General features: G+C 68.6%; 23 protein-coding genes and 1 pseudogene. 10 read left to right on the top strand and 14 right to left on the bottom strand.

Features of this window, described 5'->3' with window-relative positions:
- Positions 1-121: 121 nt before the first annotated feature.
- Positions 122-1,465 (top strand): helix-turn-helix domain-containing protein, encoded by a 1,344-nt coding sequence (locus tag ABD810_RS02285; RefSeq protein ID WP_344933572.1) that lies wholly within the window; start codon positions 122-124, stop codon positions 1,463-1,465.
- Between the two features lie 105 nt (positions 1,466-1,570).
- Positions 1,571-2,260 (top strand): FadR/GntR family transcriptional regulator, encoded by a 690-nt coding sequence (locus ABD810_RS02280; RefSeq protein ID WP_344933569.1) that lies wholly within the window; start codon positions 1,571-1,573, stop codon positions 2,258-2,260.
- 91 nt (positions 2,261-2,351) lie between these two features.
- On the opposite strand, the gene dnaN is transcribed toward ABD810_RS02280, so the two are convergent.
- The 3 genes from dnaN to ABD810_RS02265 all read right to left on the bottom strand — a co-directional run bounded on the left by dnaN (position 2,352) and on the right by ABD810_RS02265 (position 5,711).
- Entirely contained in the window at positions 2,352-3,446 is a 1,095-nt protein-coding gene (gene dnaN, locus ABD810_RS02275) for a DNA polymerase III subunit beta (protein ID WP_344933567.1), read from the bottom strand.
- Positions 3,447-3,561: 115 nt separating this feature from the next.
- The gene (locus ABD810_RS02270) at positions 3,562-4,212 is read right to left on the bottom strand and encodes a LuxR C-terminal-related transcriptional regulator (RefSeq protein WP_344933564.1); all 651 of its coding nucleotides are present in this window, start codon (positions 4,210-4,212) and stop codon (positions 3,562-3,564) included.
- Positions 4,209-5,711 carry a sensor histidine kinase gene (locus ABD810_RS02265; RefSeq protein WP_344933562.1) on the bottom strand — a complete coding sequence of 501 codons (1,503 nt, stop codon included), beginning with the start codon at positions 5,709-5,711 and terminating at the stop codon, positions 4,209-4,211. Before ABD810_RS02265 ends, ABD810_RS02270 begins: the two co-directional genes overlap by 4 nt.
- Before the next feature lie 133 nt (positions 5,712-5,844).
- Between ABD810_RS02265 and ABD810_RS02260 the strand changes: the two genes are divergently transcribed.
- The 4 genes from ABD810_RS02260 (at position 5,845) to ABD810_RS02245 (ending at position 9,272) form a co-directional block, all read left to right on the top strand.
- Positions 5,845-6,756: an ABC transporter ATP-binding protein gene (locus tag ABD810_RS02260; protein WP_344933559.1), complete on the top strand. Its 912-nt coding sequence runs from the start codon at positions 5,845-5,847 to the stop codon at positions 6,754-6,756.
- A gap of 12 nt (positions 6,757-6,768) precedes the next feature.
- Positions 6,769-7,560 carry an ABC transporter permease gene (locus tag ABD810_RS02255; protein ID WP_344933557.1) on the top strand — a complete coding sequence of 264 codons (792 nt, stop codon included), beginning with the start codon at positions 6,769-6,771 and terminating at the stop codon, positions 7,558-7,560.
- Positions 7,561-7,687: 127 nt separating this feature from the next.
- The gene (locus ABD810_RS02250; RefSeq protein WP_344933555.1) at positions 7,688-8,509 is read left to right on the top strand and encodes a helix-turn-helix domain-containing protein; all 822 of its coding nucleotides are present in this window, start codon (positions 7,688-7,690) and stop codon (positions 8,507-8,509) included.
- 13 nt (positions 8,510-8,522) lie between these two features.
- On the top strand, positions 8,523-9,272 hold the full coding sequence (locus ABD810_RS02245) for a phosphodiesterase (RefSeq protein ID WP_344933552.1): 750 nt from the start codon (positions 8,523-8,525) through the stop codon (positions 9,270-9,272).
- Between the two features lie 26 nt (positions 9,273-9,298).
- Here the strand turns inward: ABD810_RS02245 and soxR are convergent.
- Both soxR and dnaB read right to left on the bottom strand, forming a co-directional pair.
- Positions 9,299-9,745, bottom strand: a pseudogene (gene soxR / locus ABD810_RS02240) (redox-sensitive transcriptional activator SoxR); the annotation flags it as partial.
- A 91-nt stretch (positions 9,746-9,836) separates the two neighbouring features.
- A complete protein-coding gene (gene dnaB, locus ABD810_RS02235; RefSeq protein WP_344933550.1) occupies positions 9,837-11,195 on the bottom strand; it encodes a replicative DNA helicase in 1,359 nt (452 codons plus the stop codon).
- A 305-nt stretch (positions 11,196-11,500) separates the two neighbouring features.
- Between dnaB and ABD810_RS02230 the strand changes: the two genes are divergently transcribed.
- Positions 11,501-12,811, top strand: a complete 1,311-nt coding sequence (locus tag ABD810_RS02230; protein ID WP_344933548.1) for an MATE family efflux transporter — start codon at positions 11,501-11,503, stop codon at positions 12,809-12,811.
- Between the two features lie 148 nt (positions 12,812-12,959).
- Here ABD810_RS02230 and rplI read toward each other — a convergent pair whose 3' ends face one another.
- From rplI to rpsF, 4 genes are all read right to left on the bottom strand, one after another.
- On the bottom strand, positions 12,960-13,406 hold the full coding sequence (rplI, locus tag ABD810_RS02225; protein ID WP_344933546.1) for a 50S ribosomal protein L9: 447 nt from the start codon (positions 13,404-13,406) through the stop codon (positions 12,960-12,962).
- A 16-nt stretch (positions 13,407-13,422) separates the two neighbouring features.
- The gene (gene rpsR / locus ABD810_RS02220) at positions 13,423-13,659 is read right to left on the bottom strand and encodes a 30S ribosomal protein S18 (protein WP_061256131.1); all 237 of its coding nucleotides are present in this window, start codon (positions 13,657-13,659) and stop codon (positions 13,423-13,425) included.
- Between the two features lie 72 nt (positions 13,660-13,731).
- Entirely contained in the window at positions 13,732-14,289 is a 558-nt protein-coding gene (locus ABD810_RS02215) for a single-stranded DNA-binding protein (protein ID WP_344933543.1), read from the bottom strand.
- A gap of 101 nt (positions 14,290-14,390) precedes the next feature.
- On the bottom strand, positions 14,391-14,681 hold the full coding sequence (gene rpsF, locus ABD810_RS02210) for a 30S ribosomal protein S6 (RefSeq protein ID WP_344933541.1): 291 nt from the start codon (positions 14,679-14,681) through the stop codon (positions 14,391-14,393).
- A 227-nt stretch (positions 14,682-14,908) separates the two neighbouring features.
- Here rpsF and ABD810_RS02205 point away from each other — a divergent pair, with 227 nt between their 5' ends.
- Positions 14,909-15,220 (top strand): hypothetical protein, encoded by a 312-nt coding sequence (locus ABD810_RS02205; RefSeq protein WP_344933539.1) that lies wholly within the window; start codon positions 14,909-14,911, stop codon positions 15,218-15,220.
- A gap of 77 nt (positions 15,221-15,297) precedes the next feature.
- On the opposite strand, the gene ABD810_RS02200 is transcribed toward ABD810_RS02205, so the two are convergent.
- On the bottom strand, positions 15,298-15,486 hold the full coding sequence (locus ABD810_RS02200; RefSeq protein WP_344933537.1) for a hypothetical protein: 189 nt from the start codon (positions 15,484-15,486) through the stop codon (positions 15,298-15,300).
- A gap of 98 nt (positions 15,487-15,584) precedes the next feature.
- Here ABD810_RS02200 and ABD810_RS02195 point away from each other — a divergent pair, with 98 nt between their 5' ends.
- Positions 15,585-16,340 carry a deoxyribonuclease IV gene (locus ABD810_RS02195; RefSeq protein ID WP_344933534.1) on the top strand — a complete coding sequence of 252 codons (756 nt, stop codon included), beginning with the start codon at positions 15,585-15,587 and terminating at the stop codon, positions 16,338-16,340.
- 63 nt (positions 16,341-16,403) lie between these two features.
- Here the strand turns inward: ABD810_RS02195 and ABD810_RS02190 are convergent, their stop codons facing one another.
- From ABD810_RS02190 to ABD810_RS02175, 4 genes are all read right to left on the bottom strand, one after another.
- Entirely contained in the window at positions 16,404-17,495 is a 1,092-nt protein-coding gene (locus ABD810_RS02190; RefSeq protein ID WP_344933532.1) for a mannosyltransferase family protein, read from the bottom strand.
- 124 nt (positions 17,496-17,619) lie between these two features.
- The gene (locus ABD810_RS02185; protein WP_344933528.1) at positions 17,620-18,969 is read right to left on the bottom strand and encodes a glycosyltransferase family 87 protein; all 1,350 of its coding nucleotides are present in this window, start codon (positions 18,967-18,969) and stop codon (positions 17,620-17,622) included.
- Between the two features lie 12 nt (positions 18,970-18,981).
- Positions 18,982-21,573 (bottom strand): transglycosylase domain-containing protein, encoded by a 2,592-nt coding sequence (locus tag ABD810_RS02180; protein WP_344933526.1) that lies wholly within the window; start codon positions 21,571-21,573, stop codon positions 18,982-18,984.
- Between the two features lie 402 nt (positions 21,574-21,975).
- Entirely contained in the window at positions 21,976-22,383 is a 408-nt protein-coding gene (locus ABD810_RS02175) for a DUF5318 family protein (protein WP_344933523.1), read from the bottom strand.
- Positions 22,384-22,529: 146 nt separating this feature from the next.
- On the opposite strand from ABD810_RS02175, the gene ABD810_RS02170 reads away from it, so the two are divergent.
- A complete protein-coding gene (locus tag ABD810_RS02170; RefSeq protein ID WP_344933521.1) occupies positions 22,530-23,186 on the top strand; it encodes a PadR family transcriptional regulator in 657 nt (218 codons plus the stop codon).
- The last annotated feature ends 1 nt before the right edge of the window (position 23,187 follow it).

Raw genomic sequence — 23,187 nt, 5'->3', positions numbered from 1 at the left:
CTGAATCCCGAGACGTGAGATGTAGTTTGCCCTCGGGATTCTTGACGTGGGTATACCCGATTCGGCTGCTTCGTGCCATCATGGCGGAACCATTGACCATATCCCCGCCCTAAGAGATCACATGCCGAGTCAGGGAACCATCGGTGACCGCGTCCGCGGGCTGCGTCTGAGCAGGCGAATGTCTCAGGCACAGTTGGCTGGACCCGACCTCTCCGACAGTTATGTCTCACTCATCGAGTCCGGCAAGCGCACGCCGACGCCGGTGGTGGCCCGCCTGCTCGCGGAACGCCTGGGATGCACCACCGAATTTCTGCTCCACGGGATCGAGCCGCGTCAGCGCATCGACACCGAGCTCGGGCTGCGTCATGCCGAGCTGGAGCTCTACCACGGGGACCCGGCGATCGCCGCCGACCGTTTCGGTGACATCGTCAAGGCCGCGGGCGAGGACAACGCGCTCCTCGCGGCGCACGCCCGTCTCGGGCGTGCCCGTGCTCTGGAGGCCCAGGGCAAGATCGGGCGAGCCGTCGAGGCGTACGAGCGGTTGCGCCGCGAGGCCGCCGCGCACCCCGAGCGCCTGGCCGACGTCCCGCTCATGGCCGCGCTGTGCCGGTGCTACCAGCGCGCCGGTGACGTGATGCGTGCCCGCGACCTTGGGAACAAGGCGCTGGAGCAGGTCACGGAGCTGTCGCTCTTCCACGGAGAGGTCGCGGTCGACCTCGCCGCGGCGCTGGCCGACGCCGAGATCGGGCTGTCCTATGTCGAGCAGGTGCTCGACATGACCGGCGTGCCCGTGCCGGCCGACCGCACCACCGAGATCCTCTCGCTCTGGCAGGCCAGCATCTCGGCGGCCGAGGGCGAGGACTCCGCGCTCGCGGTGCGGTTCGCCGACGACGCCCTGTCCGCCGGACGGCCCGCGAGGATCGCCGCCCAGATGGCCAGGGTCGCCATGCGCTGGGCCGAGATCTCCGCCGCCCGGTCCGACTCCCTCGGCCAGGTCGACGAGATGGTCTCCAGCGCCACCGAAGTCTTCTCCACCCTCCCGGCCGCCTCCGGCGAGCACGCGCGAAGCCTCGTCGTGCTGGCCCGCGTCCGGCTCACGTCCGGCGACGCCCACAGCGCGGAGGACCTGGCGACCAAGGCTCTGGAGCTTCTGGCCGGCGAGTCCGAAGTCATCGCCGCTTCGGCACACCTGGTGCTCGCCGAGGTTGGTTTGGCACGGTCCGATGGCTCCGATGGCCTGTTCATCCCGAGCCTGGAGCGTGCCGGTGCCCTGCTGTCGACCGCTCCGCCAGGCGGCACGATCCGCGACCGGGAGATCGCGGGCACCTGGCGTGAGCTCGGTGACCTCTGGGGCAAGGCCGGTAATCGTGACCGCCAGACAGGCGCGTATCGTAGGGCACTCGAAGCGGTCGGGGTCAGGTCGACCGTCGCCGGTGCCGTGACGTCCGCGGTGTTCGTACGGTAGGCCTCCCCCGCCTGGCCTCCGGATTTGGCGCGGAGACCCGGGAATAATTAAGGTCGACCAATCATTGACTCGTAGGATGATTGGTTACCTCGGAGGAGGCAGACTGTGAGTCTGCGTACGGCGCAGCGGGCTTCCCTCGTCGACCAAGTGATCGAGCAACTGAAGGAGCAGATCACCTCGGGATCCTGGCGTCTGCATGCCAAGATCCCCACCGAGACGGTGCTCGCGGAGCAGCTCGGCGTCGGCCGTAACACCGTGCGCGAGGCCGTGCGCGCGCTCACCCACGCGGGCCTGCTGGAGTGCCGCCAGGGCGACGGCACTTACGTGCGCGCCACCAGCGAGCTCTCCGGAGCCATGGCACGGCGGCTGCGCGCGGCCGAGCACCTGGAGATCCTGGAGGTCCGGCGGGCGCTGGAGGTCGAAGCCGCCAAGCTCGCGGCCGTCAGGCGCACCGAAGGCGACATCGAGCTGATCGAGGCGGCGCTGCTGCGACGGGAACAGGCCTGGGTCGAGGCCGAGGTCGACGCGTTCGTCGAGGCCGACCTGGCCTTCCACATCGCGGTCGTCGAGGCCACGCACAACCGCGTGCTGATCGAGCTTTACAAGGACTTCTCCGCCGCGCTCCGCGCGAGCATCGCCGCCGCCGGCGCGCCCCTGGAGAACGGCCACATCCCCCACGACGCCATCGCCCGCGCCATCGCGTCGGGCGACGCGGCCGCCGCCGAACGCGCCGGTCACGCCTGCATGGAGCACATCGCCATCGCCCTCGCCGACACCCCCGAACTGCTGGACTGACCAGCCCGCGCCCGCAGGGGTGATGCGGCGGCGCCCGGCCCAGGCCGGCGTCCTCTCCGGCCGTGCCCGTGGCCGAAGGGTGAACGCCTGTTCAGGGCAGCCGCAGGGACATCACCAGGTAGCGGAACGAGGGGTCGTCCTCGTCGTCGGTGATGAGCACCGGCCGGGTCGGGGAGGACATGTTGAGCCAGGCGGTCTCGGTCTCCACCCCGGTGAGGCCGTCGAGCAGGAAGTGGGGCTGGAAGGCGATCTGGATGTCGTCGCCGTCCAACTCGGCGCCCACCGCCTCGGCTCCCCGGCCGATGTCGCCACCGCCCGCCTGCACCAGCACCTGGCCCTGGGTGAACGACAGCCGGATGGCGGTGTGGCGCTCGGCCACGAGCGACACACGCTTGATCGCCTCGATGAAGGGGGCCACCCTGACGTTGGCCCGGATCGACCAGTCGTCGGCCAGGCGCGAGCGGTAGTCGATGAACTGGTCGTCCAGCAGGCGCACCGTCGTGGCGCGGCCGGCGGACTCGAAACCGGCGATGCCGTCGCCGAACCCGATGGACACCTCACCCGCGCGCAGGGCACGGCCCGCCTCGGCCATCACCCTGGCGGGCACCATGACGGCGGCCTGCTGATCCGGACGCTCGGGATGCCACAGCAGGTGACGCGCGGCGATGCGGTAGCGGTCGGTGGCCGCCATGGACACGTTGACGCCGTCGATGTCGAGGCGGATGCCCTTTAGCACGGGAAGCGTGTCGTCGCGGGCGGCCGCCACGGCCACCTGGCCGACCGCGGTGGCGAAGGCGACCCCACCGATCGCACCGGCCTTCGCGGGCATGGCGGGCAGCGTCGGGAAGTCTTCCACCGGCATCGTGAGCAGGCCGAACTCGGCGCCACCGCAGGTCAGCACCGCCTCAGACCCCGAGGTGAGGATCTGGACCGGCTCCGCGGGGAGGCTTTTGGTGATCTCGGCGAGCAGCCTGCCCGGGATCAGCACCTTGCCCGGCTCCGCGACGTCGGCCTCGATCAGGGCGCGTGCGGAGACGTCGTAGTCGAACACCGAGAGCCGGAGGCTGTCGTCGAGCGCCTCCAGCAGGATGCCTGACAGCACCGGCACGGCGGGACGGCCCGGCAGGGCCCGGGCGCTCCACGCCACCGCGTCGGCCAGGACATCGCGGCTCACCTGGAACTTCACACTGATACATCCCCTTCGAAACGTTCGCTCCCCAGAAAGGTAGCGCCTGGGTCGGACATTTGCCTGCGAAGGAAGCAGCGAGCGTGCGCGCAGCGGATGTGCCGAGAAGGCAGGGTCATCTGGTGCCGTTGAGGTAGGCCAGCACGGCCAGCACGCGGCGGTTGTCGTCGTCGGAGGCGGCGAGGTCGAGCTTGGTGAAGATGTTGGCGGTGTGCTTGCCCACGGCGCTCTCGCTCAGGAACAGCCGCTGGGCGATGGCGGCGTTCGAGCGGCCCTCGGCCATCAACTCGAGCACCTCGCGCTCACGCGGGGTCAGTTTTCCGAGCGGCTCGTTGCGGGCGTTGCTGGCCAGCAGCTTGGCGATGACGTCGGGATCCATGGCGGTGCCTCCAGAGGCGACCCGGCGCACAGCGTCGATGAACTGCTCCGAGTTGAAGACGCGGTCCTTGAGGAGATAGCCCACGCCACCGGTGCCGTCGGCCAGCAACTCTCTGGCGTAAAGCTGCTCAACGTGCTGGGACAGGACGAGGATGGGCAGGCCGGGGATCGCGCGGCGGGCCGTCAGCGCCGCCTGGAGCCCCTCGTCGGTGAAGGTGGGCGGCAGCCGCACATCGACGACCGCCACCTCGGGACGCTCGTCGAGCAGCGCCTTGAGCAGCTCGGGCCCCGACTCCACGGCCGCGACGATCTCGAACCCGTGCGCCCGGAGCAGATTGACCAGGCCGTCACGGAGCAGGAAGAGATCTTCGGCCAGAACCACCCTCACGTGTTGGGCTCCACATCTCGTTCCCGCACTTCGCTGGAGGCTCTGACCGCGAACGCGATCATGCATATGCCTAGAGCGATCATGCCGAGGATCACCGGCCACTGGAAGGCCTCGGGCATGTAGAGCGCGAGGAACCAGCTACGCTCGTCGACGCCGAAGATCTTGAAGAACAGGGGCACGAGGCCCTGGGGGAACAGCGGCAGCCAGAATAGCCCCCAGCAGATGCCCATCAGCGTGTTCTTCCACTTAGGCAGAGTGGACCCGCAGGAGGCGTCCGGGCCGAGCGCGTGGGGGAACTCCACCGTGGCGACGGTCGGCCCGCCGGCCGGGCTGTGCAGTGCCAGGACGCCGTCGAAGGCGGCCACCCGCCGCTCGATGCCGCGCAGGCCGCTGCCCCGTGACGGATCGGCCCCTCCATGACCGTCGTCGGTGACGGTGATGCGCAGGGCGGTGCGGCGGTGGCTGATGTCGACCTCGACGTTCCGTGCGTCACCGTGCCTGCTGGCGTTCACGAGCAGCTCGCTGATGACGAAGTAGGCGGCCGACTCGACCGGGGCGTCGGGCCGTGTGGGCAGGTCGACGCTGACGGCCACCTTGAGCGGGCTGTCGAGGGCCAGAGCCCGCACGGCGTCACCCAGACCACGCTCGGCGAGAACCGGCGGATGGATGCCGCGCACAAGCTGGCGCAGCTCGACCAGCGAAGCGGCCGAGGCCTCCCGCACCTTGGCGATCAGTGCCCTGGCGGCCTGCGGGTCGGATTCGAGCAGCTCCTCGGCCGCGCCCAGGGTCATGCCGATGGCCACCAGGCGCGCCTGCGCGCCGTCGTGCAGGTCGCGCTCGATGCGCCGCAGCTCGGCGGCCTGCGAGTCGACCACCTCGGTGTGCACCTGGCTGAGGTGGCGCATCTCGTTCGTCAGGCGGGCCCTGTGGGTGGGGGCGAGCAGCAGCCGTGTCCACAACGCGTGAACACGTACCATCCGCGGAGCGAGGAGCACCCCCGCGATGACGAGCACGATCCCGGTGACGGCCTGCATGGGCCGCCACGTGTACACGAGGACGGCGCCGAGCCCCGCCGTCAGCAAGGGCGACAGGACCAGCAACCCGCCGACCAGCGGCTCGGTGGCCAGCCAGGCGTAGTCACGCCAGGTGGCCGGGTCCCTGTACATCCAGTTCCAGGTCCTGTTGAAGGACGGGATCCTGGGGGTGCGGTAGAGCTGGCGGCCATCGCGGTACCAGCCGTCCCGTTGAGGCATGGGCGGAGGCGGAGAGGGGCGGTAGGGGGTGGCGATGTCCACACCGGACCACGCGTGTGCCAGCCTGCGCGCCAGGCCGGCCTGCCGGCGGACCAGGCGGACGCCGGCCGGGCCGAGGAACACCATCCCCAGCCCGAAGGTGAGCAGGAACGCCACCGCGGCCAGCGTCAACGTGACCAGGTGGAGGGCGACCAACGGGATGTACACGAGGCCGCGACCGAAGCCGACCGCCGTCCTGAGAACCATGGGTCCTAGTTTCGTGGACGAGGAACGTAGTTCGTAGTAGCCGTGGATACCGAGTCAAGGTGTACCTAGGTACACCCACGTTCGGTCCGCAGCCGCATTACCAACAAACGGCGCGTTTCCTAGCGTCTACGGCATGGCACTCATCGAGCTAACCAAGCTGCGCAAGCTGTACGGCCGACAGGTCGCGGTGGACGACGTGTCCTTCACCGTGGAGGAAGGCGAGATCTTCGGCGTGGTCGGCCGGAACGGCGCGGGAAAGACGACGACGGTCGAGTGCATCTCCGGACTCCGCGTCCCCGACAGCGGCACGATCGCCGTCACGGGCCTCGACCCGCGCGGCGACCGTGCCGAGCTGCGGCAGAGGGTCGGCGTGCAGCTCCAGGACTGCTCGCTCCCGGACAAGCTCAAGGTGTGGGAGGCGCTCGACCTCTACGCCTCCTTCTACGACCGGCCGGCCGACTGGAAAGGGCTGCTGGAGGAGGTCGGCCTCGGCCCCAAGCGGGACACCCCGTTCGCCAAGCTCTCCGGCGGGCAGCGGCAGAGGCTGTCGATCGCCCTGGCCCTCGTCGGCGCCCCGCGTGTGGCCATCCTCGACGAGCTCACCACGGGGCTCGACCCGCAGGCCCGGCGGGAGACCTGGGACCTCATCGAGCTGGTCCGGTCACGCGGCGTCACGATCGTCCTGGTCACGCATTTCATGGAGGAGGCCGAACGGCTCTGCGACCGGATCGCGGTGATCGACGAGGGCCGGGTCGCCGCGGTGGACACTCCGGCCGGGCTGATCGCGAACGTCGACGGCGGACAGCGCCTCACCTTCCGCTGCGCGTCCGAGGCGGACCGGATCCTCAAGTCGGTCCCCGAGGTGGCGGGCATGACCCGGAACGGCGACACCGTCACGGTGACCGGATCGGACAACCTCCTGCTCGCCGTCACCACGGCCCTCGCGGCCAACCAGATCGTCCCAGCGGGGCTCCAGATGGAGCGTGCCACGCTCGACGACGCCTTCCTCGCCCTCACCGGCCACGCGGCCATCGACGCGTCCTAGGAGACCCTCAACATGTCAAGCACCGGTACCGCCCTCCCCCTGACCACCACCCCCCGAGGCGCCGGCCTGCGCAAGCTGGTGCTCACCGAGGCCAAGCTCTATCTCCGGGAACCGGTCACCGCGTTCTTCGCGATCGCCCTCCCGCTCGCGCTGTTGCTGGTCCTCGGCAGCGCGATCCCCGGATTCCGCGAAGCCGTGCCCGAACTCGGCGGCGAGCGCGTCGTCGACACCCAACTGCCCGCCATGATGATCATGCTTTCCGTGGTGACCGCCGCCTTCACTGTGATCCCGGCCGTTCTCGCGCTGTACCGGGAGCGCGGGATCCTGCGCCGGATGTCGACCACTCCCGCCTCCCCCCGTAACGTGCTGGCCGCCCAGTTGATGCTCAACCTGGCGACGGCGACCGTCGCCACGGCTCTGACCATCTTCTTCGGGCACCTGGTGCTCGGCACACGGGTACCGGCACATCTCCCGTGGTTCCTCCTGTCCTTCGTCCTCGGGGTCTGTGCCATGTTCGCGATCGGCCTGGCCCTCGCCGCCGTGGTCCCCAACAGCCGCGCCGCGAGCGGGGTCGGGGCGATCGTGATGTTCCCCCTGCTCTTCCTGGGCGGCATGTGGATCGCCCGCGAGATGATGCCCGAGCTTCTGCGCCGGCTGAGCGACTTCACCCCGACGGGGGCGTTCGGCCAGGCGATGAGGGACGCCTGGTCGGGAACGGCCCCTCAGGCGCTGCACCTCATCGTCCTCGCGGTGTGGGCCGTGGTGGCCGGCCTGTTCGCGGCCCGCCTGTTCCGCTGGGAGTGACCCGCACCTTCCCCACCGGGGTACGGCGAACGCGGGGCCGCCGTACCCCGGTTTTCGCATGCGGGGAATGCGTCCGGTTACCCGGGACGTAATCGCGGCTCACGACCGCACCGGTTAACCTCGCGGCATGACGACCACGGCGCTCTCCCAGCGACCCGTAGGCGAACTCCTGCGCCACTGGCGTGAACATCGCAGGCTCAGCCAGCTCGACCTGGCCATCCAGGCCGACATCTCGGCCCGCCATCTGAGCTTCCTGGAGACCGGGCGCTCGAACCCGAGCCGCGAGATGGTCCTCCACCTGTCCCAGGAGCTCGACCTCTCGCTGCGCGAGCGCAACCGCCTGCTGCTCGCGGCCGGATTCGCCCCCGTGTTCTCCGAGACCACCCTGGACGCGCCGCAGATGACGGCCGTGCGCAAGGCGCTCCGGCAGATACTCACCGGCCACGAGCCCTATCCCGCGGTCGTGGTCGACGGGCGCTGGAACCTCGTCGACGCCAACGCGAGCCTGTCGCTGTTCACCCGGCTCCTGTCACCCGGCCTGCTCGAGGGACGCGTCAACGTGCTGCGCGCGAGCCTGCATCCCGACGGCCTGGCCCCGCACATCGTCAACCTCGGCGAGTGGCGTGGCCACCTGCTCGAACGGCTGCGGCGCCAGGTCGCGCTCACCGCCGACCCGCAGTTGGAGGCCCTCCACGAGGAGCTCCGCGCCTACCCCTGCGACCAGCCGGAACCCGTTGTCGAGATGCCCGGCCCCGGCGACATCATGGTGCCGCTCCGCCTTCGCCACGACGGCGGCGAGCTGGCTTTCTTCAGCACCATCGCGACCTTCGGCACCCCGCTGGACATCACGATCGCCGAGCTGGCCATCGAGTCCTTCTTCCCCGCCGACCAGACGACCGCGGAGGTTCTGCGGGAACAGGCCAGAGTGGTCATCCCGCCGCCCCCGTGAAACCCTGGGAGCTATGATCACGATCGCCCACGTCAGCGACGTCCACCTCGACGGTTCCCCGCAGAGCGCCGAGCGGACCGAGCGGGTCGTGCGCCACCTGTCCGGCCTTCCGGGTCCGATCGACGCCGTGCTGGTGACCGGTGACATCGCCGACCACGGAACCGTCGAGGAGTACGAGATCGCCCGCGAGCTGCTGCGGTTCCCGTACCCGACGCTCATCTGCCCCGGCAACCACGACAGCAGGCCGGAGTTCCGCAAGGTGCTCCTCGGCGAGACGAGCGGCTCCGACGCCGGCGCGCCCGTCAACCAGGTGCTCCGATTCGGCGGGGTTACGGTCGCGCTGTGCGACTCCAGCATCCCCGGCCGCGATGACGGCTACCTCGAGGACGAGACCCTGCGGTGGCTCGCCGAGGTGCTGGAGTCGTCCGCCGGGCCGGTCATCGTGGGCATGCACCACCAGCCGGTGCCGGTCGGCGTCCCCTACGTCGACGACATCCGGCTCAACGAGCCGGAGCGCCTGGAGGAACTGCTCCGCGCCTATCCCCAGATCGTGGGCGTCCTGGTCGGGCACGTCCACACGGCGGCCGCGACCGTCTTCGCCGGGCTCCCGGTCTACGTCGCGCCCGGTGTGGCCTCGACGGTCCTGCTCCCGCAGGAGTCCTCGGCCTGGCCGCCCATCGACCGCACGCTGCCTCCGGGGTTCGCGTTGCACGTGCTGTCCGACGACGGCCGGTTGACGACGCACGCCCGCGTGGTGGTCTGAGGGTTCTGACGCCTCTGCCCGGCCTCCAGGAGCCGCTGAGGGCCGGGCCCCCGCTTGCCGAGCTCGTCGTCCGGGTTGATCAGCGGGCACCGGTCGATCGACATGCAGCCGCATCCGATGCAGTCGGTGAAGTCGTCGCGCAACTGCTGCAGCCGGCGCATGCGCTCGTCGAGCTCTTCCTTCCACGATTGGGACATCCGCTGCCAGTCGCTCCGCGTGGGGACGTGGTCGGGCGGGAACATGCTGAGGATCTCGGCCACGTTGGCCAGGGGAACCCCGACACGCTGGGCCATCCGGATCAACGCCACCCGCCGCAACATGTCGCGTCGGTAGCGCCGCTGGTTGCCGGCGGTGCGGCGGCTGCTGATGAGCCCCTGCTTCTCGTAGAAGTGCAGCGCGGAGACCGCCACGCCACTTCGCGCGGCCAGCTCTCCGACGCTGAGCTCCGGCACACCGTGGAGGGATCCACCCATGGTCGGCACGCTCCGATCACTCGCTTGACCTTAAGATTAATTGAGGTTCAAGCATGGGGAGCTCGGACACACCCCGCGCGAGGCACTTCCCTCAGTGAGGGGCCATGTCGACGAAGCGGCTGTAGTGGCCCTGGAACGCGACCGTCACCGTGGCGGTAGGGCCGTTACGGTGCTTGGCCACGATGAGGTCGGCCTCACCGGCGCGCGGCGACTCGCGCTCGTAGGCGTCCTCCCGGTGAAGGAGGATGACGACGTCCGCGTCCTGCTCGATGGAGCCGGACTCACGCAGGTCGGAGACCTGGGGGCGCTTGTCGGTGCGTTGCTCGGGACCGCGGTTGAGCTGGGAGATCGCGATCACCGGCACCTCCAGCTCCTTGGCGAGGAGCTTGAGCGCACGGGAGATCTCTGAGACCTCCTGCTGGCGGCTCTCGGTCTTCTTCGGGGAGCTCATCAGCTGGAGGTAGTCGACGATGACGAAACGCAGGTCGTTGCGCTGCTTCAGCCGGCGGCACTTGGCGCGGATCTCCATCATCGACATGTTCGGCGAGTCGTCGATGAACAGCGGGGCCTCGGCGACCTCGCTCATGCGGCGCGCGAGCCTGGTCCAGTCGTCGTCGTTCATCGTGCCGGAGCGCATGGTGTGCAGGGCCACCCGGGCCTCGGCCGACAGCAGGCGCATCGTGATCTCGTTGCGCGACATTTCCAGCGAGAACACCACCGTCGCCATGTGGTGCTTGATCGCGGCGGAACGAGCGAAGTCGAGCCCGAGCGTGCTCTTGCCGATGGCCGGCCGGGCCGCCACGACGATCATCTGCCCGGGGTGCAGGCCGTTCATGAGGGCGTCGAGGTCCTGGAAGCCGGTGGGGACGCCGACCATCTGGCCGCTCCGGCTGCCGATGGCCTCGATCTCGTCGAGCGCGCCGGGCATGATCTCCGAGAGCGGGCGGTAGTCCTCGCTGGTCCGGCGCTCGGTGACCGCGTAGATCTCGGCCTGGGCGCGGTCGACCAGCTCGTCGACCTCTTCGTTCTGACCGCCGTATCCGTAGGAGACGATGCGGGTGCCCGCCTCGATGAGCCGGCGCAGGATCGCCTGCTCTCGGACGATCTTGGCGTAGTAGCCGGCGTTCGCTGCCGTGGGCACGACGGCGGTGAGGGTGTGGACGTAGGCACCGCCGCCGACCCGCGCGAGCTCACCACGTTTGGACAGCTCACCGAAGATGGTCACCGAGTCGGCCGGTTCGCCCCGCCCGTACAGGTCGAGGATGGCGTCGTAGATGATCTGGTGCGCGGGCCGGTAGAAGTCGTCGGAGCGCAGCACCTCGACCACGTCGGCGATGGCGTCCTTGGACAGCAACATGCCGCCGAGGACCGACTGCTCGGCCTCGATGTTGCTGGGGGGCGTGCGCTCGAAGGGTGCGCCGAAGGCCGCCGGGACCACCTCACTGCTCACCTTGGCCGCCCTCCTTCGAACACCCGTGCCACCCCCGAAGTAGCCGGGCTGACAGTGTCGCCGGTTCTGAACGAACCGGCAACGCGTCCTGTCGACAACGTTGTGGATAACGTGTGCAGTTCTCGCCAGGAGGTGTGGGAACACTGGGGACAACTCTGTGGATAACTCGTGTGCATAACCTCACAGCCCTTGCTGAGCAGGGAAAACGACATCCACGGGCTGTGGAGGAAAGAAAGTCGGTGTAATACTCATCTTGCTGCGGGAGTCGGTCCGCACCATGGCGACGTAAGGGGCAAGATAGACAAGTGTCTCTTACCCCCCGCACCGGTAGCCGGGAGATCCTGCGACTGGCCGTTCCGGCGCTGGGCGCGCTCGTGGCCGAGCCGCTGTTCATTCTCGTCGACTACGCCATCGTCGGCCGCCTCGGCACGGTCGCGCTAGGCGCTCTCGGCATCGCGGGGACCGCCCTCACCACTCTGGTGAACGTGTGCGTCTTCCTGGCCTACGGCACCACGGCCTCCGTGGCGAGACAGGTCGGCGCGGGGAACCTCCCGAGGGCCGTCAAACAGGGCATCGACGGGCTCTGGCTGGCGACCGCCATCGGCCTGGTCGTGGTGACGGTGTGCTGGCCGCTCGCTCCGTCGATCGTCGACCTGTTCGGCGCCTCCCCTGATGTGGCCGCTCCCGCCGTGACCTACCTGCGGATCAGCCTGATCGGCACCCCGGCCATGCTCATCATCCTGGCGGGCACGGGGATCCTGCGCGGGCTCCAGGACACCGTGACGCCGCTGGTCGTCTCCGTCGGCTCGTTCGCGCTCAACGCCGTGCTGAACGCCGTGTTCGTGCTCGTGCTGCACTGGGGCATCGCGGGGTCGGCCTGGGGCACCGTCCTCGCCCAGGGGCTCGGAGCCGCCGTCTACCTTGCGGTCGCCGTCAAAGGGGCCCGCAGGCAGCACGTGTCCGTGCGACCGCACCTGGCCGGCATCAGGGACTCCGGCACGGCGGGGTTCGCGCTGCTGATCCGCACGATCTGCCTGCGCATCGTGCTGATCGTCGGGACGGCCGTCGCCACCCGCATGGGCGTCGCCCAGCTGGCGGCCCATTCGATCGCCACCCAGATCTGGTCACTGCTCGCCCTCGCGCTGGACGCCCTCGCGATCGCGGGCCAGGCGATCACCGGGCAGGCCCTCGGCGCCGGGAACGTCGACCGGACGCGCGCCGCCACGCGGACCATGGTCACCTGGGGAATCGGGTACGGCATCCTACTGGGGTTCGCGATCCTCCTCCTGCGCCCGGTCATCCCCCACTTGTTCGACGCGGACCCTGCCGTGAGCGCCCAGCTCGACGCGGTGCTCTGGCCGGTCGCGCTGCTCCAGCCCCTGGCCGGCGTGGTGTTCGTCCTCGACGGAGTGCTGATCGGAGCGGGTGACCGGCGCTACCTCGCCTGGGCGTCCGCCCTCACGACGATCGTCTACCTCCCGGCGGTGCTCGCCGTCGTCCACCTTGGCGGCGGCCTGGTGGCGCTCTGGGCCGCCTTCGCGGTCTGGATGGTGGCCCGGCTGCTCACCCTCGGGGCGCGTGCGTACGGCCGCGCGTGGCTGGTCACCGGCGGCTGAGCACGCGGCCGAGGTGACGGGACGGCGCTCGGCGTGTCCAGCCGTCGCAGCACGGGAAGGCCATCCCTTACACAAGGCGGCCCGCGGACGCCGGAGGGCCCCTCCCCGGAACGGGAAGGGGCCCTCGCGGACTTCACGAGCTGATCGCTCAGGTGCCGACGACCTCGACATCGAGGTTCGCGGCGACTTCGGGATGCAGCCGGACCGAGACGCGGTGGGAGCCGACGCTCTTGATCGCGTTGTTGATCTCGATGCGGCGGCGGTCGAGGGTGGGTCCGCCGGCGGCCTTGACCGCGTCGGCGATGTCACCGGTCGTGATCGAGCCGAACAGGCGGCCCGAGTCACCAGCGCGCGTCTTCAGCGTCACCCGCAGGGCGCCGAGCCGGCCGGCGACCTCCTTGGCGGTGCCGAGGTCACGGATCTCACGGGCGTCACGAGCCTTCTTGATGGACTCGATCTGCTTCTCGCCGCCACGCGTCCACCGCATGGCGAACCCGCGCGGGATCAGGTAGTTACGGCCGTAGCCGTCCTTGACCTCGACGATGTCACCGGGGGCGCCGAGGCCCGAGACCTCAGTGGTCAGAATGAGCTTCATATCTCAGAGCCTCCTTTCAGCGCGCGGTGCTCGTGTACGGCAGCAAGGCCATCTCACGGGCATTCTTGATCGCGGTCGCCACGTCACGCTGGTGCTGGGTGCAGTTGCCCGTCACCCGGCGAGCACGGATCTTGCCACGGTCGGAAATGAACTTCCGCAGCAGGGCCGTGTCCTTGTAGTCGACGTAGGAGATCTTGTCATGGCAGAACAGGCAAACCTTTTTCTTCGGCTTGCGCAGTGCCGGCTTCGCCATCGTGGTGCTCCTCCTAAGAGAGCCCCGCATGATGCGGGAATGGTCGATCGGATACTGGGATTGAAAAGCTGATCAGAAAGGCGGTTCGTCGCTGAGGTCGCCGCCGCCACCCTGGGAGCCGCCGAAGCCGCCACCCTGGTTGTAGCCGCCGCCACCGCCACCGCCGTAGCCTCCGCCGCCGCCACCGGGGGGTGCCGGAGTGGCCGAGGCCCACGGGTCGTCGGCGCCGCCGCCGAACCCGCCGCCACCGCCACCGCCCTGACGGGCGGTCTTGTTGACCTTGCACGTGGCGTTACGGAGGGACGGACCGACCTCGTCGGCCTCGACCTCGTAAACGGTGCGCTTCTCGCCTTCCTTGGTCTCGTACGACCGCTGGCGCAGCCGCCCCTGGACGATGACCCGCATACCGCGCTGGAGGCTCTCGGCGACGTTCTCCGCCGCCTGGCGCCACACGTTGCAGGTTAGGAAGAGGCTTTCGCCGTCTTTCCACTCGTTGGTCTGTTTGTCCATGAACCGCGGAGTGGATGCGATGCGGAACCGGGCCACGGCCTGCCCCGAGGGGGTGAAACGCAGCTCCGGGTCGTCGACAAGGTTGCCGACGATGGTGATCGTGGTGTCGCCTGCTGCCATCGGTCGCTTTCGCCTTCCTGCGTGAATCTGCGCAGCTGTTGGGCCTCAGAGTACGGCTACCGCCCGACAAAAAGCCGGGCTTCGGCATGACCCGAAGCCGCTCAGTGCATGTCGGGACGCAGGACCTTGGTGCGCAGGATGCCCTCGTTCAGGTTGAGCTGGCGGTCAAGCTCCTTGACCGTGGCCGGCTCGGCCGTGAGGTCGACGACGGCGTAGATGCCCTCGGACTTCTTGATGATGTCGTAGGCGAGCCGGCGACGGCCCCACACGTCGACCTTCTCCACGGTGCCACCGTCATTGCGGACGACACTGAGGAACTGGTCGAGCGAGGGAGTCACCGTGCGCTCGTCGAGGGACGGGTCAAGGATGACCATCAGTTCGTAACGACGCATGCGGACTTCCAACCTCCTCTGGACTGTTGCGGTCACGACACCATGCCGTGACAGGAGGACGCTGACGTCTTCGCGACCGCCTTCGGTGGCGGAGCGATAAGCGCGGCTGTTAACACGCGCATAACAAACGCAGCCCCAGAAGTCTACCAGGGTCTCTCGCCCGCCCGGCCGCGATTGCCCGTGGCCCGCAAGGGGAACGTCACGAGAGAAGAGAGGAGGTGGCCGCCATGCCACGAGCCCTTGGCCCTACCGAGCGCGAGCCCTTCCGCCTCACGCTCAACTCTGACGGCAGGAAGCACACTCGCGAGAACACGTTGACCCTGATCGCCCTCGTCTGCGGTCTGGTGGCGTTCGTGAGCGGGTTCGTCGTCAGCGCCCACATGATCGCGTCATGGGCCGGTGTGGTGGGGTTCATCGTGGGGATGTACTCGCAATATGTCTCCGCCACGACGGCTGAGCGCTCGGTGAACATCGTCGCCATCGTGATGTCATTCGTCGGTGTGGCGACGGGTATCTATCACGGTGGATTCATCCCCTGACCAGGGGCCGTATCGCGACGACGGGGCGCCCCCCCGAGGCGCTCCCGTCGGCGTTGGCGGGAAGGGAACCGCAGGAGCTACCCGTTGCCTCCGATATGAAGGTCGACGCCGAGCAAGATCAGGAACCAGAGGAAGACCGCCAGAAGGGCTTGCGCGATCCTCTTGAGCAGGGCCGGCGTAATGTACTCGTACACCCATGCGACGTAAATGCCGATGAGAATGTAGATCAGGCCTAAGAGGCTGATCCCGCGGCGGTAGTAGGCCACAGTCGTCTCCTATGTCTCACGGTACGCGGGTTTCTGGGCGTACCAACCCGGCGATCAACTGCCCCTGGGGTGGTTCTTGAAACGGCTACGCTCGACCCATGGTGCGTATCGGAGCTCATGTCGACCAAGACGACCCACTGGCCCACGCGACGGCGCGGAACGCCGAGGTCGTGCAGTTCTTCCTGGGCGATCCCCAGGGGTGGAAAGGGCCGGTCCTGCCCGCCTCCGCGGACGCCCTCAGGGCGTCGGAGGTAGAGGTCTACGTCCACGCGCCCTACGTGATCAACGTCGCCACCGCCAACAACCGCATCCGCATCCCGAGCCGCAAGCTTCTGGCGAGCCAGCTCGCGGCGGCGGCGTCGATCGGAGCCAAGGGCCTGATCGTGCACGGCGGCCACGTCGGCAAGGACGACGACCCCCAGATCGGCTTCGACAACTGGCGCAAGGTGTTCGAGCGGCTGGAGACCCCGATCCCCGTGCTCATCGAGAACACCGCGGGTGGCGGCAACGCGATGGCGCGCAAGCTGGAGCGCGTGGCCCGCCTGTGGGACGCCCTCGACGGGTTCGACGTGGGGTTCTGCCTGGACACCTGCCACGCGCACGCCGGTGGCGAAGAGCTCGCCGACGTGGTCGACCGCGTCAAGGCGATCACGGGCCGCATCGACCTGGTGCACTGCAACGACTCGCGCGACACCTTCGACTCCGGGGCCGACCGGCACGCCAACCTGGGCAAGGGGCAGATCGATCCCGAGCTCATCCTGAGCGTGTGCCGTTCCGCGGGGGCCTCGATCGTGGTGGAGACGCCGGGCGACGGGCAGGCGGCCGACATCGCCTTCCTGCGTGAACACCTTTGATCCACAGCCTGTGGATAAATCCCTGGATTATTCCGTCCGCAATCCGGGTAAGGGCGGTGTCCTTCAGCCCGCCCAGGCCCCGCCGATGAAGCTCACGGTGTTGAGCACCATCAGGGGCCCGGCCACCAGCGCGTACACCACGAGCACGGATCGGCGGCGCACGGAGACCTGGCCGAGCATCAGCCAGAGCGGCCACCACAGCAGCGCCGCGCGCGGGATCGACAGGTAGAACGCCGAGAACAGGAGGGCCCCCAACTGGAGGCCGACGTAGACGAGCTCGCTCCAGCGCCGGGCCACGAGCAGCCAGATCACCACGGCGACCCCGAGGAGCGCGCCCGCGATCTCCATGCGGAACGCCCAGACGAACTGCCCTCCGCCGGTCGCCATCTGCCAGGTCGTCGTGAACGACTCCCACGGCCAGACCATCCGCCGTCCCCAGCCTGCCTCCTGCGCGTGCTGCCAGGCGAGCCAGTCACCCGTACGTCCGTGCTGGTACAGCGAGTAGAGCGCGAGCGGCACGAACGGGACCAGCAGCCACGCGGCCTCACGTGCCCGGCCGCGGCGCATGACGAACTCCACGATGAGGGCGAGCGCCAGGAACAACCCGGTGATGCGCACGCACGACGCCCCGGCCGCGAGCAGTCCCGCGACCGCCCACTTCTCGCGCCGCGCATAGAGCCAGGCGGGGATGGCGAAGGCCAGGAACAGCGACTCGGAGTACCCGGCGAACAGGAACACCGCCGTGGGGCAGAGCAGCAGGGCCAGCACGGCCCGCCACCCCGCGCCTTCGGGTCCCTCGAACTCGCCGAGCCTCGCCAGTGCCAGCATCGCGACCATTCCCGCGATGAACGAGATCAGCAGACCCGCGAGCGACCAGTCGGGCACGATCATGTGCGCCAGGCGGAGCGCGAGGGGCATCCCCGGAAAGAAGGCGGGCAGCCCCGGGTCGTGGGCGGCGGCGGGGTCGCCGTCATAGCCGAACTTCGCGATGTCCACCAGGTGCTTGGCGTCCCAGTGCTGCCAGCGTTCCAGGAACGGCGCGAGGGTCTTGTCCCCCGCGAGCATGCCCGCCCCCACCGTCGCGACGACGACGATCCCCACGCGCGAACCCAGCCACAGCAACAGCGCATCGCCGTCGGACGTGCCCGCCGGCACCCGAGAATCGGTCTCCTCGCAGGAGGTCTGCACACATAGGAGAATAGAGGGTCATCCTGGACTTTCGATCAGGAATCACGGCATGGCGCGGCACAGCCACGCAGAGCCTGTGCGGCGACGGGCGTCATGCCGAGTACGGCACGGGCTCGTCCTTGGGCCGGGGAGAGCTGAGGCGTAGGACGAAGTGGTCCCTGGCGCCGTCGAAGACGCCGCCGATCGGGTCGTCCACGCCGCCCTGCCGGATCACGTCGTGCTCGGGACGCAGGATGTCCCTGATCACGAATGCCGCCATGATGGCGATCGTGATGGCCCGTCCCCAGACGGCCGTGAAGTAGGTGGTGTCGCCGATCCCGAGAGCCTCGTTACCCGGCTGGATGCCCACCAGGTAGAGCCAGATCGCGAAGAAGTACCAGCACTCGGCGACCTGCCACAGCAGCAGGGGCTTCCAGTTCGGCCGCGCCAGCACCGCGAACGGCACCAGCCACAGGACGTACTGCGGGGACCACACCTTGTTGGTCACCATGAAGGCCGCCAGGACCAGGAAGCACAGCTGCATCAGCCTCGGCCTGGTCGGCGCGGCCAGGGCCAGCACGGCCGTCGCCAGGCACAGCACCCCGAACGACACGATGCCGAGAGTGTCCAGCCGGTCGGCGTCACCGAGGATCGGCCACTGCTTCATCTGGAAGAAGTACCAGAGCGACCCCCAGTCGGCTCCGCGCTCGCTGCTGAAGGCGTAGAACTTCTTCCAGCCCTTGAACGCGAAGATCATGAACGGCAGGTTCACGGCCACCCAGGTGGTCACGGTGCCGGCCAGCGTCCAGAGGAAAGCGTGCCATCTGCGGGTGCGCAACGCCAGCAGGAACAGCGGGCCGAAGAAGACCAGCGGGTAGAACTTGGTGGCGATCGCGAGCCCGAGCAGCACCCCGGCCAGGAGGTGCCTCTTCCTCGACCACGCGAGGAAGGCCCCGAGGCTGAGGGCGCCGCAGAGCAGGTCCCAGTTGATGAACGCGGTGAGGATGAGCGCGGGCGCCAGCGCGTACCAGAGCGTGTCCCAGGGCCGGCCCTGCAGCCCCGCCAGCGCCGCCATGATCAGGACGCCGACGATCAGCGACACCGCCATGACGAGCACGGTGAGGTCGTAGAACCAGACCCCCGGCTCGTTGAGCCCTCCCACCAGCTTCTGGACGATCCACATCAGCGAGCCGATGCCGACGGGATACTCCACGTCGTGACCGAAGTAGGGCGCGAGCCCTTGGTCCAGCTTCTCGTTCCACCACAGCGGGTAGATGTCGGTGTAACAGAAGTTGAGGAACTGCTGGGTGCCGTCGTTCCACGCCCCGCCGAAGCGGCACGGCGCCTTCCACGCGTACGCGAGCACCGCCCCCAGGGCCGCGAGCAGCCCCAGGGGTACGAGCGGCAGCACGGCACGCGCCACAGGGCCGGTGGGAGAGGGGACGTACGTCGATCGGCTCATGAGGTTATTCGATCACCGGGTGGGGGTCGTCGTGGACCGACGCCCGCCTGAGGGCGAGGGCGTCGGTGTCGGCGTGGCGGCGCCGGGCATGTCGCCCTGGGTGAACGGGTCGCCGCCGCCTCCCCCGTTGTTGTCGTTGCAGCTGTCATCCCAGGGAAGGCAGCCGCCGCCGTCGTTCCCGCCACCGTTGTTGTCGTCGGGGAACCCGTCGTCGTCGGGGAACCCGTCGTCATCCGGGAACCCGTCGTCGGTGGGCGTCGGGGTCGGAGTCGGGGTCGGCTTGGGCGCAAGGTCCCGGGGCCTGCCGATGTTCGTCGCCGGGGGGAACTCCATGGGCTTCTGCCCCTTCATGGCCTCGACCATGAACGCCCGCCAGACGCGGGCGGGGACGGTGCCTCCGTCGAAGTTGTTGCCCAGGGACAGCTCGGCACCGTTCTTGCGGTTCTCCTTATACATGCCGACCGCCGTCGAGAGCTGCGGGGTGAAGCCGACGAACCATGCTTCCTTGTTGTCGTTGTTCGTTCCGGTCTTGCCCGCGACCGGACGGTCGGTCAGGGCGGCGGCCGTACCGGTTCCGCCCTTGACCACCGAGCGCAGGGCGACGACGGCGTCGGCGGCCACTTCCTCGGAGATGACCTGCTTGGGCGACTTGTCCTCGGCGACGACCTCGGTCTTGTCCGGGGCGATGACCTTGATGACGGTGTGCGTCTTGTAGTGCTTGCCCTTGTTGGCGAAGATCGAGTACCCCGCCGCCTGCTCGACGGGGGTCACGCCGGCGCTGCCGATGGAGAACAGGTATTTGTGCTCCTGGACGTCCTGCTCGAGTGCTTCCTTGCTCAGGCCCGCGTCCTCGGCGATCCGCTTCACGGCGTCCAGTCCGACCTCGGCGCCCATCTGGCCGTAGGCCGTGTTGATGGAGTGCTGCGTCGCGTAGATGATGTTCATCGCCGACGGGGTCGAGTGGCCGTTGAAGATAGGAGTCGTACCCTCGAGCTTGAGCGGCTGCTTGCCGGTCACGTAGCTCTTGAGGCTGTTTCCCGCCTCCAGCCAGGCCGCGAGCACGTACGGCTTGAACGCCGACGCCGCCTGCTTGCGGGCCTGGAACGCCTCGTTGAACTGGTCCTTCTGCTTGCCCAGGTAGTTGTTGCCACCGTAGAAGGCCACGACGCGGCCATTGGTCGGGTTGACGGCGGCGAGGCCGGTGTGGACCTCCTTGGGCAGCCCGGCGGTGGTCGAGATGACCGCCTTCTTCGCGGCCTCCATGAGGTTCTTGTCGAACGTGGTGTAGACCTTGTATCCGCCGTTCTCGATCTCGGCGCGCGGCAGGCCCTTGGTCTCAAGCTCCTTGAGCACCTCGGTCAGCATGTAGCCGCGCAGTCCCGCGAACGCCGAGGAGTCCCTGCGGGGATCCGGCTTGGGGAACTTCAGCGTGGTCGGGTAGTTGCCGTACTTCGCCGGGTCGATCTCGGCCATCTGCCCCAGCACGTACGTGAACCGGTACTGGGTGCCGGAGTAGTTCTTCTTCTCCTCCGCGACGTCGAACACCCCCGGTTGCTGGATCCGGCCCGCCAGGTAGGCGCCCTCCGCAGGGGTGAGCTTCTTGACGCCGTGGCCGAAGAACTCCCGGGCGGCCGCGTCGATGCCATAGGTGTTGCGGCCGAAGGAGACGGTGTTCAGGTAGTACTCGAGGACCTTCTCCTTGGGCCACTCCTTGTCGAGCTTGACCGCGATGAAGATCTCCTTGACCTTCCGCTTGATCGCCCGCTCCTGGCTGAGGCCGTTGAAGTAGTTCCTGACCATCTGCTGGGTGATCGTGGACGCGCCCTGGACCTGGGTTCCGGTCGCCGTGTTCCAGGCCGAGCGGACGATGCCGGAGAGCGAGATGCCGGAGTCGCTGTAGAAGGTCTTGTTCTCGGCCGCGATCACCGCGTCCTGCACGTACTTCGGAACATCGTCGATGCTGACGGCCCGGCGCTCGGTCCCCAGGCGCGTCATGAAGGAGCCGTCGGCGTAGTAGAAGCTGCTGCCCTGGGAGATCGCCGCCTTCTGGGCGTCGTTCTCCGTCGGAAGCTGGGTGTTGGCGTACGCGACGGCGATCATGCCGAAGATTCCGGCCGACACGACGGCGAAGCCGACCATCACGATCTTCCAGTTGGGCACGAACCGGCGCCAGCCCGCACGGCCGGACGGCTCGTCGTCCCGTGCCCGCCGCCGGCCGGGGCCCTCACCGGGAGGCCGGTCTCCCGGCCCGCGGCCACCGGGACCGCCCGGGCCGCCTGGTCCACCTAGTCCACCGGCGCCGGGTCCGCCACCTGCCCTGCGGCTGCGGCGAGGTCCCGCGTCGCGGCTCACGACCGTCTCGGCCGGGGAGGCGGCGGAGTCGCGCCGGGGAGCGCCCTGGCCGGACGCGGAGAGCCCTATGGACTGGGTGTCCTCGAAGGCCGCTTCGGAACGCCGGGGCCGGGGGTCGCCCGCGGCCCGGCGGGGGTCGCCTCCACCCGAGCGCGTGTCGGCCCCGCGAGGAGCCGGGGTACGGGGATCCGCCGAGCCGGCACGTGAGCGTGGTTCGGCGGATGCGGAGTGTGAGCGGGGGTCGGCAGCCATGGGCCGTGGACGTGGATCGGGGGACGCCGACCGCGGACGGGGGTCGCCCCCGCCGGGCCGTGCGCCGGAGCGTCCGGACGGCGATCCCTGTGGCTCGCCCCAGCCGGCGTCGCCCTGTGGGGGCGCGGCACGCCGGCCGGATGGCAGGTCGGGAGTCGATGCGGAACGCGGCGCCGGATGTCCACCGGCGGGCGTGCCTCCTTGGGCAGAGCGACGGCGCCGCCCTGGACGAGCTGATCCACCGGAGGCCTCAGATGGGTCGGGGCGGCCGGTCGGCTCGGAGCCATAGCTGCTGTAACTCACGCGTCCTCGTTGGGTCATCTGGCGATCTGGAGGGTCTTCGACGTAGGTCCGGCAGGTGGGGAACCCTGCCTTTCGAGCTGGAGGCTCGACTGCGCTGGACTACGTCTCCGCGGTCTGTCCGTCTATGTCGGAGCTACCCGGTGGCCCGCCATTGCCTAGGACGAAGGAAACCGTCAGGTGATTCCATGAACAACCTTGGCAGACCTCGACAACGTAGACCCGGAATTCCTCGTATTCATGGGCCATCTGAGCAAGGTCTGACGTGGCCTTTACACGTCCTGCGCTGCGACCTAGCTGGTCGCCGTACACATATGTGACATGGGTCACGTTCTGGTGCTCGCACACGGGGCAGGCACGCTTGGTGGCCTCACCGTGGTACCGAGCGGCACGCAAAAGATAGGGGTGGGCATCACATACGTCGCTCCTGGCCATGCGACCGGAGCGCAGCGACTGTACGGTCGCCCGCTTCGCGAGGCCGTAGTCCACGACCGCTCGCTGTGACCACATGAGCGTCAGACTACGACTTTTTTAGCCAATCCGCCCAACTGGTTGACGGTTTCGTTGATTGCGCAGTATGCCGCCGCGACGTATCCTCTAGATGTATCGGCTCGATACATCGGCCGGACACATCGATGCGAGAGGGGGCGGTTCCAGTGGCGGTCAGCAGAGGCGGAGTCCTGGAACTGGCCGTGCTCGGCTCGCTCAACGAAACTCCCCTGCACGGCTATGAGCTGCGTAAACGGCTCAATGCTCTGCTCGGCATGTTCCGTGCGTTCTCCTATGGCTCGCTCTATCCATGCCTCCGTCAGCTCCTGGCCGACGGGCTCATCGTGGAGGAGCCGCCGGACGAGAGCGGTGCCTGCGCCCCCGCTCAGGGTGCGCGGGACAGCACACTGCCGCTCTCCGGCCGTCGTTCGAAGATCGTCTACAAGCTGACGGCCGAGGGCAAGGAGCGCCTGCAGGAGTTGCTCACCCAGGCAGGGCCTTCCTCCTGGGAAGACGAAAGCTTCGGGGTGCACTTCGCCTTCTTCCGCCACACAGAGGCGGAAGTACGGCTGCGCATCCTCGAAGGCCGCAGGAGCCGTCTGGAAGAACGACTGGACGGGGTTCGTACGGCACTCGCCCGTACACGCGAGCGGCTGGACAGCTACACCCTGGAATTACAGCGCCACGGTTTGGAATCAGTCGAGCGCGAGGTGCGCTGGCTGAACGAGCTGATCGATACCGAACGTGCGCAAGCCGTCCGGACAACAGCGGACAGGGCGGAGGCGCAGGACGCCGAGCCCGTTCCTGATAAGACGAATGAGTAAA

This window comes from Sphaerisporangium flaviroseum, assembly GCF_039537005.1.
Taxonomy (GTDB): domain Bacteria; phylum Actinomycetota; class Actinomycetes; order Streptosporangiales; family Streptosporangiaceae; genus Sphaerisporangium; species Sphaerisporangium flaviroseum.
This window is presented reverse-complemented; position numbering and strand designations above follow the sequence as displayed.

Excerpts from the sequence above, each read along its gene's own strand:
- ABD810_RS02260 (WP_344933559.1), top strand. The coding sequence starts at position 5,845 with ATGGCACTCATCGAGCTAACCAAGCTGCGCAAGCTGTACGGCCGACAG.
- ABD810_RS02180 (WP_344933526.1), bottom strand. The coding sequence starts at position 21,573 with ATGGCTGCCGACCCCCGCTCACACTCCGCATCCGCCGAACCACGCTCA.
- ABD810_RS02175 (WP_344933523.1), bottom strand. The coding sequence starts at position 22,383 with ATGTGGTCACAGCGAGCGGTCGTGGACTACGGCCTCGCGAAGCGGGCG.
- rpsF (WP_344933541.1), bottom strand. The coding sequence starts at position 14,681 with ATGCGTCGTTACGAACTGATGGTCATCCTTGACCCGTCCCTCGACGAG.
- ABD810_RS02265 (WP_344933562.1), bottom strand. The coding sequence starts at position 5,711 with ATGGTTCTCAGGACGGCGGTCGGCTTCGGTCGCGGCCTCGTGTACATC.
- ABD810_RS02250 (WP_344933555.1), top strand. The coding sequence starts at position 7,688 with ATGACGACCACGGCGCTCTCCCAGCGACCCGTAGGCGAACTCCTGCGC.
- ABD810_RS02285 (WP_344933572.1), top strand. The coding sequence starts at position 122 with ATGCCGAGTCAGGGAACCATCGGTGACCGCGTCCGCGGGCTGCGTCTG.
- ABD810_RS02215 (WP_344933543.1), bottom strand. The coding sequence starts at position 14,289 with ATGGCAGCAGGCGACACCACGATCACCATCGTCGGCAACCTTGTCGAC.
- rplI (WP_344933546.1), bottom strand. The coding sequence starts at position 13,406 with ATGAAGCTCATTCTGACCACTGAGGTCTCGGGCCTCGGCGCCCCCGGT.
- ABD810_RS02245 (WP_344933552.1), top strand. The coding sequence starts at position 8,523 with ATGATCACGATCGCCCACGTCAGCGACGTCCACCTCGACGGTTCCCCG.
- ABD810_RS02255 (WP_344933557.1), top strand. The coding sequence starts at position 6,769 with ATGTCAAGCACCGGTACCGCCCTCCCCCTGACCACCACCCCCCGAGGC.
- ABD810_RS02205 (WP_344933539.1), top strand. The coding sequence starts at position 14,909 with ATGCCACGAGCCCTTGGCCCTACCGAGCGCGAGCCCTTCCGCCTCACG.
- rpsR (WP_061256131.1), bottom strand. The coding sequence starts at position 13,659 with ATGGCGAAGCCGGCACTGCGCAAGCCGAAGAAAAAGGTTTGCCTGTTC.
- ABD810_RS02195 (WP_344933534.1), top strand. The coding sequence starts at position 15,585 with ATGGTGCGTATCGGAGCTCATGTCGACCAAGACGACCCACTGGCCCAC.
- ABD810_RS02185 (WP_344933528.1), bottom strand. The coding sequence starts at position 18,969 with ATGAGCCGATCGACGTACGTCCCCTCTCCCACCGGCCCTGTGGCGCGT.